Genomic DNA, 19,177 nt, shown 5'->3' with positions numbered 1-19,177 from the left:
CGGCCGGTGCGGTCAAGAGGTCATCCGGCGGGCAGCCGCCCCGCCTCCACCCCGGCCAGCGCGGCGGTGGCCCCGCCCAGCGCACCCGCAGCGGACCCGAGCGTGCTGGCCTCCAGCCGCACGCCGGGCGGGACCGGTGCGCGGGACGCGATCTCGGCGTGGGCGGCGGGCAGCAGCCACGGCGCGAGCGCCGCCAGGTGGCCGCCGACCACCACCACCTCCGGGTCGAGCAGCCCGGCCAGCACCGACGCCGCCTGCCCGAGCAGCCTGCCGATCTCGGTGAGCCCGGTGCGTACCGGCTCGTCCCCGGCGCGGGCCAGGGCCTGGACACGTTCGATCTCCGGCAGATGGTCGGTGACCCGCCCGGCGTCCGGCAGCAGACGGCCGATCACCGCGTCCACGCCGAGCAGCGCGGTGAGGCAGCCGCGCCGTCCGCAGTCACACGGCGGGCCGTCGGCGGCCAGTGGCAGGTGGCCGATGTCCCCGGCGAAGCCCCGGCCGCCGCGCAACAGCCGGCCGCCGCTGATCAGGCCCGCGCCGATCGCCGGGCCGCCGGTGAGGTGGACCAGGTCGGTCGTGGCGGCGTACGGGCCGTGCCGCCGCTCGGCCAGCACGGCCAGGTTGGCCTCGGTGTCGACGGCGACGGGGAAGCCGGGATCACGCAGCGCGCGGCGGACCGACGCGGCCAGCGGCACGCCGCGCCAGCCCAGCGCCGGGGCGGCCGGCACGTCGCCGTCGGGGTCCACCAGCCCTGGTACGGCGACTGTCAGGCCGAGCACCGTACGGTCCGCCCCGACCCGGGTGACGGCACGCCGGGCCAGCGCGGCGAGCGCCTTCACCGTCTCCTCGGGAGCGGCGGTGGCGGCGGGGAACGCGCGCCGCCAGGTGAGCACCGGGTCGCCACCGAGTCCGGCGGCGACCGCCACCAGTTCGTCCGCGCCCACGCGCAGGCCGAGCCCGACGTAACGCGCGCCGTCGAGGACGAGCATGGTGGCCGGGCGGCCCACCCGGTTCTCGGTCAGCCCGGTCTCGCGCAGCAGGCCGTGCTCGATCAGCTCGGCGACCAGGCTGGAGACGGTCGCCTTGTTCAGGCCGGTCCGCGCGGCCACATCCGCCCGGGAGCAGGGGGCGTGCCGGCGGACGTGCCGGAGCACGGCGGCCCGGTTGGTCACCCGCACGTCGCCGAGGTCGGCCGTCGGCCGGTCGATGCTGATCACGTACTGCCCGCCTCCTGCGCCCGGCCGTGGGTTCGGCTACAGCTTAAACTAAATAGGGGAGATCCCGGCCGGCCGGTCCCCGCCGCCGAACCACTGCGCGAACGGTGTCAGCGGCACCGGTTCGCCGTCGAGCACGACCCGGCGCGGCGGGTCCGTCCCGACCACGCTGACGCGCCGCACGTCCAGCGGCCCCTCCACGCGTACGCGCAGCGTGTCGCCGTCGCGCACGGCGGTGACTGTGGTGTCGCCGTCGGGGTCCCGCACCACGCTCACGCCGTCGACGCCGCCCCAGGCCACGAGCGTGACGTCCCGGAACGGGCCCGTCCCGACCGTCGCGGCGGGCGCCACCACGGGGACCAGCGCGCCGTGCCGCACGTACAGCGGCAGCCGGTCCAGCGGCACGCTCACCCGCAGGTGCCGTCCGCCGGGGTGCCGCTGCCCGGTGTACGCGTCGAGCCAGTCGTCGCCGGCCGGTAGGTAGACGGCGCGCTCGCCGGACGGATCAAGCACCGGCGCCACCAGCAGGTCGGGCCCGAGGCGGTACTGGAGGTCGGTGGCCCACGCGACAGGGTCGTCCGGGGTGTCGACGAGCAGCGCCCGCATCATCGGACCGCCGGTACGGGCGCTCGCCACCGCGGCCGACCAGAGGTACGGCAGCAGCCGGTAGCGCAACCGCAGCGCGTCCACCGCGTGCCGTTCCGCCTCGGGCGGGAACTCCCACGGCAGCCGGCTGGTGGTGCCGTGCAGCCGCACCAGCGGGGAGAGCGCGCCGAACTGGGTCCAGCGCACGTAGAGGTCCGGCTCGGGGGTGCCGTTGAAGCCGCCGGTGTCGTGGCTCCAGAACGGCACCCCGGACAGCCCGTGGGACAGGCCGCCACGCAGCGTGCTGGCCATACCGGGCCAGGTGGCGTTGACGTCGCCGCTCCACTGCGCGCTGTGCCGCTGCCCGCCCAGGTACGACGAGCGCGCCCACACCGCGCGGTGCCCGGCGACCTCCTCGGTGACATCGGCCACCGCGTCGTTGTACAGCAGCGCGTACACGTTGTGCAGTTCGACGCCGGTCAGGCCGTTGTGTGCCACCGCGTCGGCCGGCACACCCTCGGCGAAGTCGGTCTTGAACACCGCGACGCCCTGGGCCAGCAGGGGCCGCAGCAGCCCCTGGAACCAGCGCACCGCGGCCGGGTTGGTGAGGTCCACGATGGCCCCGGCCGGGTAGCTGCCGTGCCAGGTGTCGGCGACGTACGTCTCGCCGTCGGGGCGGCGCAGGAAGTACCCGGCGGCCTCGGCCTCGGCGTAGAGCGGGCTGCCGGTCATCAGGTACGGGTTCATCCACAGGCACACCCGGAAGCCCTGCTCGGTGAGGTCCTTGAGCATGCCGTCCGGGTCGGGGAAGGCGTCGGCATCCCAGCGCAGGTCCGACCAGTGCCCGGCGACCTGCCAGTAGCAGTCCAGGTGCAGCACGTCGCAGGGGATGTCCCGCTCGCGGAGGCGCCGGGCACGTTCCAGCACCCGCTGCTGGCTGTCCGGGAAGAAGCCGGAGGAGATCCACGCGCCGAACGCCCACCTCGGCGGCAGGTACGGCCGCCCGGTGAGCGTGTCCAGCCGGTCGAGCACCTGGGCCGGGGTGGGCCCGGCCAGCACGTAGTAGTCGAGCAGGTCGTCCGGGACGAGGATCTGCACGGTGCTGTGGGTGCTGGCGCACATGTCGAACTGCACCGGCAGCCCGCTGTCGACCAGGACGCCGTAGCCGCGGTCGGACAGGTAGAAGGGGACGTTCTTGTGCGAGCGGTCGGACTCCCCGCCGAAGGCGTCGAAGTTCCACATCAGCGGGCGCTGGCCGCGCTTGTCCAGCGGCGTGAACTTCTCGCCGAAGCCGACGAACCGTTCGTCGCCGGGCGCGACGAAGCTCTCGTGCCAGGCGACCGGCTCGCCGTCGACTGTGGAGCGGCCCAGCGGCAGCGTGCGGCGCCGGCCGCTGATGTCCCGGGTGCCGCCGTCGGAGGCGAGCAGCAGCCGCCCGTCGGGAGTGCGGAACCGCAGTTCCCACGGGTCCAGGCGCAGCTCGGCGACCAGGCCGCCGGCGCTCACTCGCACCCGGTCACCGTCGACTGTCACGGTGGCCGGGTGCGGCTGCGGGTGGACCAGTGTCAGCGCCGCGGTGGAGCGGCTGCGGACCGAGAGGTCGTCGGCGAGGCGTACCCGGATGATCCCGTCGCCGGCGGCCTCGACGCGCGCGACGAGCGTGCGGCCGGACGTGCAGGTCGCGGTGAGCGTGACGCCATGCGCGTCGGTGGCGGCTACCTCGGCCCGCAGCACGTCGTCGGCGCCCTCCTCGCCGGGGGCGCGGACCGGCAGGTCGGGCGGGTCGGCCACGAACGTCTCGTACGGGACCAGCGGCGGGCGGTACGGCATGGGCGTCTCCTCGCGGCGTCCACGGGCGGTCCCGCCAGTTTCTTTGGAATCCCAACTAACTGTCAATGATCGACGGCATTGACTTTCCGTCGCACCTGTTCCTATTTTGGCCGGGATGCCAACTAAAGCGCTGCGGGGCGACGGCCGGCTCTGCTACGGCGGGGACTGGAACCCGGAGCAGTGGCCGCCCGGGGTGTGGCGCGAGGACGTCGCCCTGATGCGCGCCGCCGGGGTCAACCTGGTCACCGTCGGCGTGTTCGCCTGGTCCCGGCTGGAACCCGAACCCGGCCGCTACACGCTCGGCTGGCTCGACCGCGTGCTGGACCTGCTGCACGCGGGCGGCATCCGGGCCGCGCTTGCCACCCCCACCGCGTCGCCGCCACCGTGGTTCTCGCTGCGCCACCCGGACGCGCTGCCGGTCACCGCCGACGGCGTACGGCTGACCCACGGCAGCCGGGACACCTACTGCGCCGCCGCGCCCGCGTACCGCGACGCGGCCCGGAACATCACCGAGGTGCTGGCCGCGCGCTACGCACACCACCCGGCGCTGGCGCTGTGGCACGCGCACAACGAGTACGGCACCACCTGCCACTGCCCGCACGCCGAGGCGGCGTTCCGCCGCTGGCTCACCACCCGCCACGGCGACCTCGACGCGCTGAACGACGCCTGGGCCACCAGCTTCTGGAGCCAGCACTACTCCGACTGGGCGCAGGTCGGCGCGCCCCGCGCCACCCAGTACCTCGCCAACCCCGGCCAGCTGCTCGACTTCCGCCGCTTCTGGTCCGACACGCTGCTGTCCGCGTACACCGAGCAGCGGGACCTGCTGCGCGCGGCGAACCCGCAGGTGCCGATCACCACCAACTACGTGCTCGGCGACTGGGTGCCTGTCGACCACGCCCGTTGGGCGCGCGAGGTGGACCTGGTCGCCGTCGACCACTACCCGTCGGCGACCGGCAGGGGCGCGGAGGAGCAGACCGCGTTCGCCGCCGACCTGGCCCGCGGCTGGGCCCGCCACGGCGCCGGGAAGCCCGCGCCGTGGCTGCTGATGGAGAGTGCCCCCAACCAGCTCCACACCGCCGGGCGGATGCACACCAAGGAGCCCGGCCGGATGACCCGGCACAGCCTCGCCCACGTCGCGCGCGGCTCCGCCGGGGTGATGTTCTTCCAGTGGCGTGCCCCGGCCGGCGGCGCGGAACGCTTCCACTCCGCCGTGGTGTCGCACGCCGGGGCGGACACCCGCGTGTTCCGGGAGGCCACCGCGCTCGGCGCCGCGCTGGGCCGGCTCACCGGGACCGCGCCGGGCCGCGTCGAGGCGGCGGTGGCCATCGGGTACGACGCGGCGAGCGACTGGGCGCTGCGGCACCCGGGGATGCCCCGCGCCGGACTCGACCACTGCGGCGAGGCGGCCGCCGCGCACCGGGCGCTGTGGCACGCGGGCGTCACCGCAGACGTGGTGCCGCCGGGCACCCCGCTCGACGGTTGCCGGCTGCTCGTGCTTCCCGCCCTCTACCTCGCCTCGGACGCCACTGTCGACTGGGTACGCCGGCACGTCGACGCCGGTGGGCACCTGCTGGTGACCTGGCTCAGCGGTGTCGCCGACGAGCACGCCCGGGTACGCCTCGGCGGCTACCCGGGCGCGTACCGGGACCTGCTCGGCGTGCGGGTGGAGGAGTTCCACCCCCTCGCCGACGGGGAGCGGGTGCCGCTGACCGGCGGCGGGACCGGCCGGATCTGGTCCGAGACGGTGCACCCGGCCGGTGCGGAGACGGTCAGCGCGTACGCCGGGGGAGTGCTGGACGGCCGGCCCGCGATCACCCGGCACCGGGTCGGAGACGCGTACGCCTGGTACGTCTCCACCCGCCCCGACGACGACACCTACCGGCGGCTGCTCACCGAGGCGGCCCGGCTCGCCGGTGCCGTCCCCACCTGTCCCGGCGCACCGCCGGGCGTCGAGGCGGTACGCCGCCACGACGGCGACGGAAGCCTGCTCTACCTGCTCAACCACACCGACGAACCGCAGCGGGTGCCGGCAGCGGGGGTCGAGATGCTGACCGGCGAGGCGGTCGGGAGCGCGTTGACTGTGGCACCGGGTGGCGTGGCGGTGGTGCGCGAGGAGCCGTCGTGACGCCGCCCCGGCGGTGTGCGCGCGCGTACCCCCGTCAGGGAGTGGCGACGGCGGCGCGGGAGCGGTCGGCGGCGATCCGCACCGCGAGCGCCGCCAGCACGGTGCCCATCACCCACCGCTGGAGACGCGCCCAGCCCGGCCTGCGGGTGAGGAACGCCGACACCGAGCCCGCGCTGAGCACGATGAGCGCGTTCACGGTCAGCGCGACCACGATCTGCGTCAGGCCGAGCAGCAGACTCTGCACCGCCACGTGCCCGCGCGAAGGGTCGACGAACTGCGGCAGCAGCGACACGTACAGGATGGCGATCTTCGGGTTGAGCAGGTTGGTGACCAGGCCCATGGTGAACAGGCGCCGGGGCCGGTCCGGCGGCAACGGCGCCGGGGTGAACGCCGACGTGCCGCCCGGGCGTAGCGTCCGCCAGGCCAGCCACAGCAGGTACGCCGCACCGGCCAGCTTCACCGCCGTGTACAGCGGCGGCACCAGCACGAACACCGTCGCGATGCCGGCCACCGCGGCGGCCAGGTAGACCAGGAACCCGGCGGCCACGCCGAGCAGCGACACCAGCCCGGCCCGCCGCCCCTGCGTCACCGACCGGGACACCAGGTAGACCATGTTCGGCCCGGGCGTGAGCACCAGACCGAGCGCCACCAGGGCGATTCCCATGACCGCGCCGACAGTCACCATGTCGCCTCCCCGTTGCCGCCAGTGAACCGGACCCTACGCCCACCCTCCGACGCCCACCGCCCCGTCCCGCCCCGGGCCGGGGCCGGGAGCCGGGGCCAGGCCGGGGCGATGGCGGGCGCGGGCGTTCGGGGACCGCGCGGGACGGGGGCGGTGGACATACTTGTCGCATGTCGATCGTGCTGTCCGCGCCGGCCACTTCGACCGCGCCCGGTCTGCTGCTGCGCCCGTGGCGCGACGGTGACGCCGACGCGCTGATCGAGGCGTACCGGGATCCGGTGCTGCGCGCCTGGACGAGCCATCCGGTGACCGGGCCGGCGCAGGCGCGGGTGTTCCTGCGCCGCAGCCACCAGGGCTGGGCCGCCGGGCACCGGTTCATGTTCGCGGTGCTGGAGGAGGACCAGGTGGTGGCCTGCGTGGTGCTCAAGGACGTCCGCCCGGGCCGCCCGGCCGCCGAGGTCGGCTACTGGACGGCCGCGCCGGCACGCGGCCGGGGCGTCGCGCCACGAGCGGTGGAGGCGGTCACCGCGTGGGCGTTCGCCCGGTTCGCCGCCACCGGGCTGACCCACCTGGAGCTGCTGCACCAGGTCGACAACGAGGCCTCCTGCCGGGTGGCGGAGAAGAGCGGGTACGCCTTCGCCGAGGTGCTGCCGGCCCGCCCGCCGTACCCGCGCGACGGCCACCGCCACGTCCGCCACCGACCCTGACGCCGGCGGCGCTCACCTGTCGGTTCGGGCGGCAGCGGCCGGGCCGAGCAGGCGCAGCAGCAGACGCGGTTCGCCCGGCCACGCGTCGAGCAGCACCTGCCGGGGCACCTGCCGGGCGGCGTAGCGCAGCGCGAGCGCCACCACCACGATGTCGTCGAGCGGGCCGATCACCGGCAGGAACTCCGGGATCAGGTCGATCGGGCTGGCCACCCAGAGTCCGGCGACGACAATCGCGACCCGGGCACGGCGGGGCACGCGCGGGTCGCGGCGCAGCCGCCGCACCGCCGTCACGCAGTCGGGCACGAACGCGGCCAGATCGCGCAGCAGCCCCGGCGGCAGACGCCGGGCCAGCAGCACCAGCACCCCCCAGCTCACGACCAGGCAGGCCGTCGCCACAGCGAGGCCGATGAGCCACTCCCGCACGCCGTCACCCCTTTCGTACCCGGTGGCACGCTACGCGGCGGCGTCGCCCGGCGCCCGGGAACAGCCCGGCGCCGCGCGACGCTGACCCTTGTCGGACGGTGGCGGCTACCGTGGGTACGGGAGGTGACGGCGGTGACGACAGGCTGGGAGGCCGCGGTCGAGGCGCAGATCCGCTCGGCCCAGGAGCGCGGCGAGTTCGACAACCTGCCGGGCGCCGGCAAGCCGATCCCGGGGCGCGACATGCCCTACGACGAGGGCTGGTGGATCCGCAGCTTCATGGAGCGCGAGCAGATCCCGTCCGACCTGCTGCTGCCCACCCCGCTGCAACTGCGCCGCCGCATCGAACAGCTTCCGGCCGAGCTGCGCGACCTGCCCACCGAGGAGGCCGTCCGGTCGTACGTGGCGGCGCTCAACACCGAGGTGGTGGCCTGGCTGCGTACCCCGACCGGGCCACGCGTGGTCGTCCGCCCGGTGAACGTCGAGGAGGCGGTGCGCCGCTGGCGTGCCGACCGGGAACGCGTCACGCCGCTCGTCACGGCGCCCGCGCCGCCGCACGCCGCCCGGACCCGCCCGCGCCTCCGTCGGCGCTGGTGGCGCCGCTGACACGCGCTCAGGGGCGCGCTGCCTGCCAGGTCCACGCGGTACGTCGTGGCCGGTGGCCGAGCGGTGCGCGTCCGGTCAGCCACAGCAGCACCGGCGCCGGGTCGCCCTCCGGCGCGTCCGGGAACAACCGGCGCACCACCCGGGCGCACAGCTCGGCCGGTGGCGACCAGTCCAGCCCGAGCCCTCGGGCCAGGTCGTGGGTGTGCAGCAGGATCTCGGCCACGCCCATCGCGGCGAAGCCGCCCGGATCGCACGGGCCGAAGTGCCACGCCCGGTCGTCCGGGCTCGCGGCGTCGATGGTGGCGGCGAGCATCCCGGCCGCCGCCCCCGCGACGGTCAGCACCTCGGCGGGCGCGGCGTCCGCGCGTACCCGCAGGTCGAACGGGAGATAGCCGCCGCCGGGCCGGCCGGACACCTGACCGGCGTACGCGGTCAGGTCGTGCGCGATGTGCGCGGCGGTGGTCCAGCAGGACCAGTCCAGATCCCCGGCGCGTACCGTCCAGTCCCGCCCGACGGCGGGCCGCAGTACGGCCGTCATCCCGGTGCCGGCGGCCCGGACGTCGGCGCTGTTCACCTGCGCCGCACCCGCAGCACGCAGGTGAGCATCGGCAGCGTGAACTCCCCGTCGGCCGTCTCCGGCCGGCTCGCCAGGTACGCGCGGATGCGGTCCAGCGTCCGCGTACGTTCCCGCTCCGGCATGACCAGCATCCCGGCCCGGGTGGCGAGCGTCGCCACGAGCGAATCGGCGGTACGGCGCTGCCCGTGCGGGAACTCCGCCTGCTCGGGCGAGCCGAACCGGGCCTCGCCCGTCGTCGGCAGGTGCATGCCGGCCGTGGCCGCGCGCCAGCTCGCGGGCGTGTCCCGGGGGCCGATGGCGGCGCTTCCGCTGACCGTCGCGAGCCCGGCCACCCAGTCGACCCGGTCGTCCACCACGTTCCACAACCCGGCCAGGACGCCGCCGGGGGAGAGGACCCGGGCGATCTCCGGCCCGGCCACGGCCATGTCGAACCAGTGCATGGCGTTGCCGGCCACCACGGCGTCGACGGCGGCGTCCGGCAGCGGGATCGTCTCGGCGCTGCCGGGCAACGCGCGTACGCCCGGTGCGGCGCGGCGCAGCTCGGCCAGCATCGCCTCGTCCGGCTCGACCGCCGTCACGTCGCCGCTCACCTCGGCCAGCGTCATGGTGAGCTTGCCGGTGCCCGCGCCGAGGTCGAGCACCCGCGTACCGGGCGCGGGTTCGAGCGCCCACCGCACGGCGGCGCGCGCGTAGTCCGGACGGTGTTCGGCGTACGCGGTCGCCGCCGCGCCGAACGACGACGAGTGCCGGCGTCGTGCGTCTTCGTCCATCCGGTCACCCTATCGACGACGGCGATCATCGCGCCGGGCTAACCGTCCACACTGCGCGAGAGCTCACCGATGCTCGTCTCCAGCGCCTACGGCTTCCAGGTTCGCCGCGTGCGCCCGGAACTGTTCCGGGTCGGCCGGAGGTTCCGGCTGGTTCTTGATCACCGCGGCATGGTATTCGCCGTAGCGACGGCACTACCATGTGCGAATGGGCTCCAGTGGAGCGTCGGTCGAGTCCACCTTCTTCGGCACGTCGACAGTCCACGTGTCCGACGGGACCTCGGGCATCCTGATCGACGGCTTCCTGAGCAGGCCCTCTCTGCTGCGCGTCGCGCTTGGACGCGTGGCTCCCGACCTCGGGCGGATCACCGCCGCGCTCTCCCGGGCCGGCGTGTCCCGCCTCGACGCGCTCTTCGTCTCCCACTCCCACTACGACCACGTCATGGACGCCCCCGCTGTCGTCAAGCACCTCGGCGGCAGGCTGTTCGGCTCCGAGTCGACGCTGAACGTGGGACGCGGCGCGGGCCTCGGCGAACAGTCGATGACCCGGATCGCCGACGGCGACGAGTACCGCGTCGGCGCGTTCACCGTGCGCGTATTCGGCGGCCTCCACAGCCCGGGCAACAGGTTCCCCGGCACGATCGAGAAGCCGCTCGTCCCGCCGGTCCGGGCGAGCAGGTACCGCGACGGCGGATGCTTCTCCTTCCTCATCACCCACCCCGACGGCTCGCTGCTGATCCACCCGAGCGCCAACTTCGTCCCGCACGCGTTCGACGGGCTCGACGTCGACGTCCTCCACCTCGCGATCGGCGCGCTGGGTGTGCAGTCCGAACGGTTCCGGGACGACTACTGGCGGCACGTGGTGGACGCGACCCGGCCCGCCCTGATCGTGCCGATCCACTGGGACGACTTCTTCGTCTCCCTGGACCGCGGGCTGCGGCCGCTGCCAGGGTTCTTCGACAGGTTCGCCGTGGCCAGGGCGTTTCTCGACGGCAAGAGCCGGGAGAGCGGCATCGCCGTACGGTTCCCGGAGCCCTTCGAGGTCGTCAGGCCGTTCGTACGCTAGGTGCTGTCATCACACGCGGCGCCTATCGCGAGACGCACCTCGACCTGCCGTCCCTGGGAGCGGATCACCAGCGGCACGCACGCCGGGCCCGCCACCCAGGTGCCGCCGGTGTAGACCGACCACGTGGCCGAAGCGGCCGGGCACGCCCCGACCTGCACCGTGGTCGCCGGGACGGCACCCGGGCCCCACCCGATGCGGGCGCGATCCGCCCAGCCGGGCGCCACCTGTATTTCCACTGCTGTTCCGGCGCGCACGTACAGGCCCCATTTGGCGAAGAGACGCGTCGGCCCTCGTGCGTCGGATGAGTCGTCGGGTCGCACCACAGTCGACGGCACCGCCACGGCGTCGGCCACGACCCGGTACCCCTCACCCGGAGCCGGAGTCGTGGCAACCGCATCGGCGCACCGCAGGCGCTGTCCGCCCTCAGGCATCGGTGGCAGCGTCGCGGCCGGCGCGCCGGGGGAGGTGGAGTCGGAGCCGGCAGGTTCAGGTCGCTCCGAATCGTCCTCACTGGTGCAACCGATCGTCGCGAGCAGCAGACAGGGGATCAGGACGAGGTGCCCCCATCTCCGGCTCGCGGCTCGCATGCCTCGATCCTGCCCAAACCTCGGCGCCGAGGGAACCCCGCGCCGAACCTGATTAACACATTATCGGTAATAGCAATCCAATAAATGGGTCCGACAAAGGGTGCAAAACATCACTGCACCATAATGACAGTTATGTGCGCGCAGGCTCCGTGGGCGCTGTCGGCGTACGATCACGCCACCGCAGCCGACCCCAGGGAGCAGGCGATGGTGTTCGACGCGACGCTGACCCGGATCAACGACGGCGTACAGATGCACCACCAGCACGGCCGACGGGAGGACGCCCGCGACCTGTTCGCCCGGATCTGGGACGAGATCGGCGGGGAACAGGGCGACCCCCTGCACGTCTGCGTCCTCGCGCACGCGATGGCCGACGTGCAGGACGACGTACGCCAGGAGCTTGTCTGGGACCGGCGGGCGCTCGCGGCGGCCGACCTGCTCACCGACGAGCGGGTCGCGCAGGCCGGGGTGCCGATGTCGGTCGCCGGGCTGTACCCGTCGCTGCATCTCAACCTGGCGGAGTGCCACCGCAAGCTCGGCGAACTCGACCAGGCCCGGGACTACCTCCGGCGGGCCCGGGAGAGGATCGGCGCGCTCGGCGACGACGGCTACGGGAATCTGATACGGGACGGACTCGACCGGATGTCGCAGAAACTGGCCGCCGGATAGGCCGCCCGCGACAGGCCGCAGGCGACTGGCTAGCCGCGGGCGCTCGCTGACGGGGCGACGGCGGCGACCACCAGGTCGACGATGCCGTCGGCGTAGTCGTCGGTCAGTGGGCCGTTGCGCAGCAGCCAACGGTGGTACAGCGGGCCGAACAACAACTCCACCACCAGGTCCAGGGGAGCGTCGGGGCGGACCTGGCCGGCCTCGCGGGCGGCCTCCAGGCGGGCGCGGACCGCGTTCAGTTGGGGACGGAGCAGCCGGTCGCGCGCCTGGGCGGCCAGGTCCTCGTCGGCGAGCGTCTCGATGGTGACGGCGCGGGTGGTGGCGGACAGCCGTGGATCGGCGAACTCGGCGACGGTTGCCCGGAGCACCTGACGCAGGTCGGCCCGCAGGTCACCGGTGTCGGGCAGGGCGATGACCTCCGGCATGTCGTCGGCGAGCGCGTCCAGGATGACCGCGCCCTTGCCACGCCACCAGCGGTAGATGGTCTGCTTGCCGACTCCGGCGCGGGCGGCGATCGCCTCGACGGTCAGGGCCGGGTAGCCGGTCTCGGTCAGCAGCTCCAGCGCGGCGGCGAGGATCGCGCGGCGGGACTGCTCGTTGCGGCGGGTGGGCTGCGGGGTCACGCCGCGAGCCTACAACGAGACGAGACGTGCCGTCTTGACGGGGATGGCGGCACCGTGCTCTGCTGTGGCGAGACGCAACGTCTCGTCTCAGCGAAATCTCAGGAGACCCCGTGCCGTACATCGCCATGGTCAGCATTCCGTTCCACGGCCACGTCAACCCGAGCTTGGAGATCATTCGTACCCTCGTGCGGCGCGGCCACCGGGTCACCTACGCCAACGACCCCGCCTTCGCCGAGGTCATCCAGGCCACCGGCGCGGAGCTGAAGCCGTACGCCTCGACGCTGCCCGCCGACGGCGGCGCCGGCACCGACGACCCGATCGAGCAGCTCACGCTCTTCCTCGACGACGCGATCGCCATGCTGCCGCAGCTGCGGGCCGCCTACGACGACGACCGGCCGGACCTGTTCCTCTACGACATCGCCGGCGCGCCGGCCCGGCTGCTCGGCGAGCAGTGGGGGATTCCGGCCGTACAGCTCTCCTCGACGTTCGTCGCCTGGGACGGCTACGAGCAGGAGATGGCACCCGTGGTCGAGGCGATGCGGGCCGATCCGCGCGGCGCCGACTACTACCGACGGTTCACGGCATGGCTGACCACGGAGGGTTCGTCTGTCACCGACAGCATGGCGTTCCAGGGACGGCCGCTCCGCAGCCTCGTCCTGCCGCCGGAGGCGCTCCAGCCAAACGCCGACCGGGTGGACCGGTCGGTCTACAGCTTCGTCGGCCCGGTGCTGGGCGACCGCGCCGACCAGGGCTCCTGGGTACGGCCGGAGCACGCCGAGAAGGTGCTGCTCGTCTCGCTCGGCTCCGCCTTCACCCGGCGGCCCGAGTTCTACCGCCGCTGCGTCGCCGCCTTCGGCGACCTGCCCGGCTGGCACACCGTGCTGCAGATCGGCACGCACGTCGACCCGGCCGAGCTCGGTCCCGTCCCGGACAGCGTGGAGGTCCACCGGTGGGTGCCGCAGCTGGCCGTCCTGGAACAGGCGGACGCCTTCGTCACCCACGCCGGCATGGGCGGCAGCAGCGAAGGTCTCTACTGCGGGACGCCGATGATCGCCGTGCCACAGGCGGCCGACCAGTTCGCCAACGCCGAGCAGCTGGCCGCCCTCGGCGTCGCCCGGGTCGTCGACTCGGCCGGCGTCACCGCCGTGGAGCTGCGCCAGACGCTGCTGGCCCTCACCTCGGACCCGACGGTGGTGGCCCGCAGCGCCGAGCTGAAGCGGCAGGCCCGCGCCGCCGGGGGCGCGGACCGGGCCGCCGACCTGATCGAGGCCGAACTCAGCGCGGCGCGCCGCGGGTGAGGCACGGCGTGGTCGCGGCGGAATCCCGCCGCGACCACGCCCTGGTCAGTCCTCCGCCAGTACGGTGAAGGTGAATCCGGTGCTCGTCGGACGGTTCAGCGGGACGTCGCACTTGACCCGGCGCAGCACCTCGGACCGGGTGAGGCCGAACCGGTTGGCGATGAGCCGGTCCGGGCGTACCGGCACCGGATCGTCGAAGGTGACGTCCACCCGGACCGGCCAGCCGTCCAGCGGCACCGTGGGCGCGTCCACCGTCCACGCGCCGGTCCAGTCCAGGGTGAAGCGGCAGCGCCGGGCGAACGCCGGGTCCAGCAGGGTGGCCGCCACCAGGGCGGGATCGTTGAGCTGGTGGCCGTGCAGCTCGACGGGGTCGAACGAGCTGACGGTCGCCCGCTCGCGGACGGTGAGCTTGCTGGTCCGGTCGCAGGACACGCAGTGCACCAGCAGCCACACGTCCAGGATCTTGCCGTTGGCGTTGACGCGGAACCTGCCCCGGGCGGCGGTGGCCGACTCCGCCCGGCAGGTGACGCAGCGCAGCGACAGCAGCGGAAGGCGGGTCCGGCGTACGACCCAGGGCAGCACGATATGAGGTTGGGATGACATGGAGACCTGATCTCTGAAGACCTGACGCGAGGCCGATTACGCGCGGCCTCGGACGCTGTGGCCGGGCGCGCGAGGGCAGCCCGGGGAGCCGGCGCGCAACGGCCGGCTACAGGCGTGGGGAACGTGTCAGGTTCTAGAGAGCAGGAGGGGTCACGCGGAATCGTCCTTCTTCGCTGCGACGGGAGTGCGGGGAAACGTACAGGACGTCCGGAACCGCTCTCAACCCGTTTTCCGGCGCCGCCGCGATGCGTCGCCCGTAACTTCACTCACTAAAAGTTTGCACTCTCTGCAAGATCGCTCGTAGAGTCGTGGCGTGACCCCGGATCAGAGCCGCCCCGGCCTGCGTGACCGCAAGAAGCGCCAGACCCGCGCCGCCCTCAGCGCCGCCGCGCTGCGCCTGGTCGCCGAGCGCGGCCTGGACCAGGTGACGGTGGAGGAGATCAGCGAGGCCGCCGACGTGTCGGCCCGTACCTTCTTCAACTACTTCCCCAGCAAGGACGAGGCTTTGCTCGGCGACCAGCCGACCGACCGCGAGGTGCTTGCGGCCCGCATCGTCGCCGCGCCGCCGGAGCTGTCCGCGTTCGACGCGCTGCGCCTGGCCTTCGACGACGTGGTCGAGGCCGTCGAGGCGGACCGGGAGGTGTGGCTGCTGCGCCTGCGGGTGATCGCGGCGAACCCGTCGCTGCTTCCGCGTCTGATCAGTGGCAACGCGGAGACGGAACAGGTGATCGTCGCGGCGGTGGCCGCCCGGCTCGGCCTCGACCCGTGCCATGGCCACCCGACGCTCGTCACCACTGTGGCTGGCGCGGTCCTCCGTACCGCCCTGATGCAGTGGGTCGAGCGACCCGACACGACGACACTGCGCGAGCTGACCGCCGAGGCGTTCGCCGCCGTCGCCGCCGGCCTGCCCGATCCGCACGCCGCGACCTGACCCATTCGTACCGGCGGCCGCAGTCGCGCGGCCGCTCGCACGTGCACACGACAAGGAGTTCGATGACCACCGCCACTGTCGCGCCCGCCGAGGCGGGTACGCGGATGTCTCGCCGGGAGGTTCTCCAGGCGTTGTCCGGCCTGATGGTCGGCATGTTCGTGGCGATCCTCGCCTCGACGGTGGTGGCGAACGCGCTGCCCCGGATCATCGCCGACCTCAACGGCAGCCAGACCGTCTACACCTGGATCGTCACCAGCGAGCTGCTGGCGATGACCGCGACGGTGCCGCTGTGGGGCAAGATGGCCGACCTCTACAGCAAGAAGCTGCTGATCCAGCTGTCCCTGGGCCTCTTCGTGGTCGGCTCGCTCGTCGCCGGCTTCAGCCCGAACGTGGAGATGCTGCTGCTCAGCCGGGTCATCCAGGGCATCGGCGCAGGCGGCATGACGGCGCTCGCCACGATCGTCATGGCGGCCATGATCCCGCCGCGCGAGCTGGGCCGGTACGCCGGCATCTTCGGCGCCGTCTTCGGCGTCGGCACCATCGCCGGCCCGCTGATCGGCGGTGTCCTGGTCGACACGTCCTGGCTCGGCTGGCGCTGGTGCTTCCTCATCGGCGTGCCGTTCAGCCTGTTGTCCATCGCGCTGCTGCAGAAGACGCTGCACCTGCCGGTGGTCCGCCGCAAGGTCCGCATCGACTGGCTCGGCGCCCTGCTGATCACCTCGGGCGTGTCCACGCTGCTGATCTGGTCGTCGCTGGCCGGCAACAAGTTCGACTGGGCCTCCGGCTGGACCGCCCTTCTGGTCGGCGGCGGGCTGGCGCTGCTCGCGCTCGCCGTGTTCGTGGAGGCCCGCACCGAGGAGCCGATCATCCCGCTGGGCATCTTCCGCAACCGAACGGTCAGCCTCACCACAGTGGCCAGCATCCTCGTCGGCGTGGCGATGTTCGGCGGCACCGTGTTCCTGTCGCAGTACTTCCAGACCTCCCTGGGCAAGTCGCCGACGGTGGCCGGCCTGATGAGCCTGCCGATGGTGCTCGGCCTGCTGGTCTCCTCCACCGTCGCGGGCCAGCTCATCACCAAGTACGGCCGGTGGAAGATGTTCCTGGTGGCGGGCGCCGCGGTGATGACGGTCGGCATGCTGCTGCTGAGCACCATCGACGCGAACACGAGCGTGCCGGTGCTGTCGGTGCACATGGCGGTGCTGGGTGTCGGCGTGGGCATGCTCCTGCAGAACCTGGTGCTGGCCGCGCAGAACGACGTGCCGGCCGCCGAGCTGGGCGCGGCCACCTCGGTGCTGACGTTCTTCCGCAGCATGGGCGGCGCGGTCGGGGTCAGCGCGCTCGGCGCGGTCCTGGCCAACCGGGTGACCTCGCTGACCGTCGAGCGGCTGGGGCCGGTCGCGGCCGGCGGCGGGTCGGCCGAGGTGCCGGACCTGTCCACCCTGCCGGAGCCGGTGCTGCGCATCGTGCAGGACGTCTACGGCATCGCCACGTCGGAGATGTTCCTCATCGGCGCGCCCTTCGCGCTGCTCGCCCTGATCGTCGTGCTGTTCATCAAGGAGAAGCCGCTGAACACGCTCAGCGGCGACGAGCGCCGGGCCCGCGAGGAGGCAACGGCCGCCGCCGGCACGCACTGAGGCGTCCGAGCGGGCGTGGGGCCGCCCCCGGGATCACCGGGGGCGGCCCCTTGTGCGTACGGTCAGCGTTGCGTGCGGTCGTTGATCTCGGTGCCGGACTCGCCGGGCATGGCACCGATCGCCTCCTCGGCGGCGCGTCCGCCGGTGCTCTCGTCGCCCTGCGTCAGCGAGCTGCGGGGCAGCCCGGCCAGGTGCGCCGGATCCTCGACCGGCTGGGGCGGCCACTGGTCCTGCGTACCGTTCGTCACCCCGGCGCGGCGTAGCGCCTCGACCAGTTGGTCCGGCGACAGGCGGTCGACCTCCTGCATGCCGGCCCCGCGCGCAATCGCCTGCAGTGTCTTCAGGTCTTCGCTCACGAATGTCTCGGCCATGCCCGAGCCTTCCCGGCGCTCAAGACAAGGAAACCCGGCCGGTGCCGCGGCCCGCCCCACCCACCCCGCCGATCATGACGTTGAGCCGGGCAAAACGGACACCTAGCACCGCCAACTTCATGATCGGCCCGAATGGGGGGTCTGGTCAGCGGCGGGCGGGTTTGCGGTCGGGGCGAGGGCGGTCGCGTTCCGGGTCGACCCCGACCTGCACGGCGAAGGCCGGGTCCACGGCCAGCAGCGGCCGGGGGCCGAACAGGGCCATGCCGGTCAGCAGCGTGTCGGTGTCCCGGCCCTGCCAGACCGGGCGGCGCTCCGGGTCCCGGTCGGCGTGTTCGCGGCGCAGCCGCCGCAGCAGCGCGCGGGCGGCGGCGCCGGTCTCCGGCACCTCGGTCAGCCACCAGCCGCCGAGCGCGGTGGCCAGGCAGCACAGCAGCAGCCCGGCGACCGAGGCCGGACCGCCGGCGGAACGCCCCTCCACCGCGCTGTCCACCAGCCGGGTCAGCCCGACCGCGGCCACCGCGAACAGCGGCACCGTGCCCAGCGCGATCCGCCGCCGCTGCGCCCGGGTGAGCAGCCAGCCGTCGCGGACCAGCCGCCCGACCGTACGGCGCAGCGCCCGGCCCACCTCCGGGTCGGCGAGCACGGCCGCCCAGGTCTGCGGGCGGCGCAGCGCGGAGTGCAGGGCGCGCACCAGCGCGGGCGACCCGGCCGGTGGCCGCCCCTGCGCCTGAAGGGTGGCGAGTTCGCCGACCTCGACCCCGCCGGCGCGGCGCAGCGCCGCCACCCCCACCTGGCAGGCCAGCAGCGCCCGGTCGGTCAGGTACGCCAACTCGACCCGGTCGGGCGTCGCGCCCCGGGTACGGCGGCCGGTCAGTTCGCGTACCGCCAGGGCGATCACGACTGCCACGGCGACCGCGCCGAGGTAGTCGAGGAGGAAGATCGGCCCGCTGACTCCCCAGAGCATGACGGCAAGTATCTCAGGAGCCGTGGCGTACCTCGGTGTCCCAGATCTGGGACCACCGACGCCGCAGGCCCCGGCCCAGGAAGATCGGCTCGCCGTTGTCCACATCGGCCCGTCTGGTCGACCCGGCCGGCGCCGAACTGCCGGGCGATCGCGGCGACCAGGACCACCGCCGCGCCGTCGTAGCGGCCGGCCAGCGACAGCAGCACGACGGTGCCGACCGGCCCACGACCAGGGGCGCGACGGTACGCGGACCGGCGGACGGCGGGCCACCGGGTGCGGCGGCCTCGCTCCGATCGATGCCGGCGACTGATTCGGCCACCTGCCCATGATGGACCGCATCGGCGTGCCGTCGATGCCCCGCGACCCTCGGCCGGGTGGACGCAAACCGCTGGCCGGACGGCCGGGCCGGCGGCTAGCCTCCCTCGCGATGCGGATCCGTGACTACACCGACGCCGACTGGGCTCACGTCTGGCCGATTCTCTCCGACGTTCTGGCCACCGCCGACACGTTCGCGTACGACCCGGACTGGCCGCCGGAGACGGCGCGCGAGGTGTGGGTGGAGCGCCCGCCGGGGCGTACCTCGGTCGCGGTGGACCACGACGGCGTGGTGCGCGGCACCGCGAAGATGGGCCCGAACCGGCCCGGGCCGGGATCGCACGTGGCGACGGCGAGTTTCATGGTCGCGGCGGAGGCCCGCGGGCGGGGTGTGGGCCGGGCGCTGTGCGCGGAGGCGCTGGACTGGGCCCGCCGGCAGGGCTTCGCCGCGATGCAGTTCAACGCCGTGGTGGAGACCAACACGGCGGCCGTGGAGCTGTACCGGCGGCTGGGTTTCGCCGTGGTCGGCACCGTGCCGGAGGCGTTCGCGCACCCGACGCGGGGACGGGTCGGGCTGCACGTCATGCACCGGCGGCTGTGAACCGC

General features: G+C 73.7%; 21 protein-coding genes. 9 read left to right on the top strand and 12 right to left on the bottom strand.

Features of this window, described 5'->3' with window-relative positions; all coding sequences use genetic code 11:
• Nucleotides 1–20 precede the first annotated feature (20 nt).
• Nucleotides 21–1,217, bottom strand: a complete 1,197-nt coding sequence (locus tag AB0C17_RS16200) for an ROK family transcriptional regulator (protein ID WP_357387315.1) — start codon at nucleotides 1,215–1,217, stop codon at nucleotides 21–23.
• A gap of 48 nt (nucleotides 1,218–1,265) precedes the next feature.
• On the bottom strand, nucleotides 1,266–3,629 hold the full coding sequence (locus AB0C17_RS16195; protein WP_357479152.1) for a TIM-barrel domain-containing protein: 2,364 nt from the start codon (nucleotides 3,627–3,629) through the stop codon (nucleotides 1,266–1,268).
• 115 nt (nucleotides 3,630–3,744) lie between these two features.
• Between AB0C17_RS16195 and AB0C17_RS16190 the strand changes: the two genes are divergently transcribed.
• Nucleotides 3,745–5,754: a beta-galactosidase gene (locus AB0C17_RS16190; protein WP_357479149.1), complete on the top strand. Its 2,010-nt coding sequence runs from the start codon at nucleotides 3,745–3,747 to the stop codon at nucleotides 5,752–5,754.
• Nucleotides 5,755–5,788: 34 nt separating this feature from the next.
• Here the strand turns inward: AB0C17_RS16190 and AB0C17_RS16185 are convergent, their stop codons facing one another.
• Nucleotides 5,789–6,439, bottom strand: coding sequence for a LysE family translocator (locus tag AB0C17_RS16185; protein WP_357387321.1), 651 nt, complete (start codon nucleotides 6,437–6,439; stop codon nucleotides 5,789–5,791).
• A gap of 167 nt (nucleotides 6,440–6,606) precedes the next feature.
• Between AB0C17_RS16185 and AB0C17_RS16180 the strand changes: the two genes are divergently transcribed.
• Nucleotides 6,607–7,143 (top strand): GNAT family N-acetyltransferase, encoded by a 537-nt coding sequence (locus tag AB0C17_RS16180; RefSeq protein WP_357479145.1) that lies wholly within the window; start codon nucleotides 6,607–6,609, stop codon nucleotides 7,141–7,143.
• Nucleotides 7,144–7,155: 12 nt separating this feature from the next.
• Here the strand turns inward: AB0C17_RS16180 and AB0C17_RS16175 are convergent, their stop codons facing one another.
• Nucleotides 7,156–7,566: a DUF1232 domain-containing protein gene (locus AB0C17_RS16175; protein WP_357387325.1), complete on the bottom strand. Its 411-nt coding sequence runs from the start codon at nucleotides 7,564–7,566 to the stop codon at nucleotides 7,156–7,158.
• A gap of 132 nt (nucleotides 7,567–7,698) precedes the next feature.
• On the opposite strand from AB0C17_RS16175, the gene AB0C17_RS16170 reads away from it, so the two are divergent.
• On the top strand, nucleotides 7,699–8,169 hold the full coding sequence (locus AB0C17_RS16170) for a DUF1992 domain-containing protein (protein ID WP_357479142.1): 471 nt from the start codon (nucleotides 7,699–7,701) through the stop codon (nucleotides 8,167–8,169).
• Nucleotides 8,170–8,176: 7 nt separating this feature from the next.
• On the opposite strand, the gene AB0C17_RS16165 is transcribed toward AB0C17_RS16170, so the two are convergent.
• A complete protein-coding gene (locus tag AB0C17_RS16165; protein WP_357479139.1) occupies nucleotides 8,177–8,743 on the bottom strand; it encodes a maleylpyruvate isomerase N-terminal domain-containing protein in 567 nt (188 codons plus the stop codon).
• Complete coding sequence (locus tag AB0C17_RS16160) at nucleotides 8,740–9,516, bottom strand: class I SAM-dependent methyltransferase (protein ID WP_357479136.1); 777 nt, start codon at nucleotides 9,514–9,516, stop codon at nucleotides 8,740–8,742. Before AB0C17_RS16160 ends, AB0C17_RS16165 begins: the two co-directional genes overlap by 4 nt.
• Nucleotides 9,517–9,721: 205 nt before the next feature.
• Between AB0C17_RS16160 and AB0C17_RS16155 the strand changes: the two genes are divergently transcribed.
• A complete protein-coding gene (locus AB0C17_RS16155; protein WP_357387329.1) occupies nucleotides 9,722–10,579 on the top strand; it encodes an MBL fold metallo-hydrolase in 858 nt (285 codons plus the stop codon).
• On the opposite strand, the gene AB0C17_RS16150 is transcribed toward AB0C17_RS16155, so the two are convergent.
• The gene (locus AB0C17_RS16150) at nucleotides 10,576–11,166 is read right to left on the bottom strand and encodes a hypothetical protein (RefSeq protein ID WP_357479134.1); all 591 of its coding nucleotides are present in this window, start codon (nucleotides 11,164–11,166) and stop codon (nucleotides 10,576–10,578) included. The genes AB0C17_RS16155 and AB0C17_RS16150 overlap by 4 nt on opposite strands.
• Nucleotides 11,167–11,298: 132 nt before the next feature.
• Here AB0C17_RS16150 and AB0C17_RS16145 point away from each other — a divergent pair, with 132 nt between their 5' ends.
• Nucleotides 11,299–11,832, top strand: coding sequence for a tetratricopeptide repeat protein (locus AB0C17_RS16145; RefSeq protein ID WP_357479131.1), 534 nt, complete (start codon nucleotides 11,299–11,301; stop codon nucleotides 11,830–11,832).
• A 29-nt stretch (nucleotides 11,833–11,861) separates the two neighbouring features.
• Here AB0C17_RS16145 and AB0C17_RS16140 read toward each other — a convergent pair whose 3' ends face one another.
• The gene (locus tag AB0C17_RS16140; RefSeq protein ID WP_357479128.1) at nucleotides 11,862–12,455 is read right to left on the bottom strand and encodes a TetR/AcrR family transcriptional regulator; all 594 of its coding nucleotides are present in this window, start codon (nucleotides 12,453–12,455) and stop codon (nucleotides 11,862–11,864) included.
• 110 nt (nucleotides 12,456–12,565) lie between these two features.
• On the opposite strand from AB0C17_RS16140, the gene AB0C17_RS16135 reads away from it, so the two are divergent.
• Nucleotides 12,566–13,753, top strand: coding sequence for a macrolide family glycosyltransferase (locus tag AB0C17_RS16135; protein WP_357479124.1), 1,188 nt, complete (start codon nucleotides 12,566–12,568; stop codon nucleotides 13,751–13,753).
• 45 nt (nucleotides 13,754–13,798) lie between these two features.
• Here AB0C17_RS16135 and AB0C17_RS16130 read toward each other — a convergent pair whose 3' ends face one another.
• Nucleotides 13,799–14,335 (bottom strand): DUF1062 domain-containing protein, encoded by a 537-nt coding sequence (locus tag AB0C17_RS16130; RefSeq protein WP_357479119.1) that lies wholly within the window; start codon nucleotides 14,333–14,335, stop codon nucleotides 13,799–13,801.
• A gap of 334 nt (nucleotides 14,336–14,669) precedes the next feature.
• Between AB0C17_RS16130 and AB0C17_RS16125 the strand changes: the two genes are divergently transcribed.
• A complete protein-coding gene (locus tag AB0C17_RS16125; protein ID WP_357387341.1) occupies nucleotides 14,670–15,287 on the top strand; it encodes a TetR family transcriptional regulator in 618 nt (205 codons plus the stop codon).
• Between the two features lie 62 nt (nucleotides 15,288–15,349).
• Entirely contained in the window at nucleotides 15,350–16,921 is a 1,572-nt protein-coding gene (locus AB0C17_RS16120) for an MDR family MFS transporter (RefSeq protein ID WP_357479116.1), read from the top strand.
• 62 nt (nucleotides 16,922–16,983) lie between these two features.
• Here the strand turns inward: AB0C17_RS16120 and AB0C17_RS16115 are convergent, their stop codons facing one another.
• From AB0C17_RS16115 to AB0C17_RS16105, 3 genes are all read right to left on the bottom strand, one after another.
• Nucleotides 16,984–17,292, bottom strand: a complete 309-nt coding sequence (locus AB0C17_RS16115) for a hypothetical protein (protein WP_357387345.1) — start codon at nucleotides 17,290–17,292, stop codon at nucleotides 16,984–16,986.
• A 145-nt stretch (nucleotides 17,293–17,437) separates the two neighbouring features.
• Nucleotides 17,438–18,256, bottom strand: coding sequence for a TIGR04222 domain-containing membrane protein (locus tag AB0C17_RS16110; RefSeq protein WP_357479113.1), 819 nt, complete (start codon nucleotides 18,254–18,256; stop codon nucleotides 17,438–17,440).
• Nucleotides 18,257–18,269: 13 nt separating this feature from the next.
• Nucleotides 18,270–18,575 (bottom strand): hypothetical protein, encoded by a 306-nt coding sequence (locus AB0C17_RS16105; RefSeq protein ID WP_357479110.1) that lies wholly within the window; start codon nucleotides 18,573–18,575, stop codon nucleotides 18,270–18,272.
• Nucleotides 18,576–18,683: 108 nt separating this feature from the next.
• Here AB0C17_RS16105 and AB0C17_RS16100 point away from each other — a divergent pair, with 108 nt between their 5' ends.
• A complete protein-coding gene (locus AB0C17_RS16100; protein ID WP_357387351.1) occupies nucleotides 18,684–19,172 on the top strand; it encodes a GNAT family N-acetyltransferase in 489 nt (162 codons plus the stop codon).
• The last annotated feature ends 5 nt before the right edge of the window (nucleotides 19,173–19,177 follow it).

Origin of the sequence: Micromonospora sp. NPDC048887 (assembly GCF_040649715.1) — a bacterium.
Classification (GTDB): domain Bacteria; phylum Actinomycetota; class Actinomycetes; order Mycobacteriales; family Micromonosporaceae; genus Micromonospora.
This window is presented reverse-complemented; position numbering and strand designations above follow the sequence as displayed.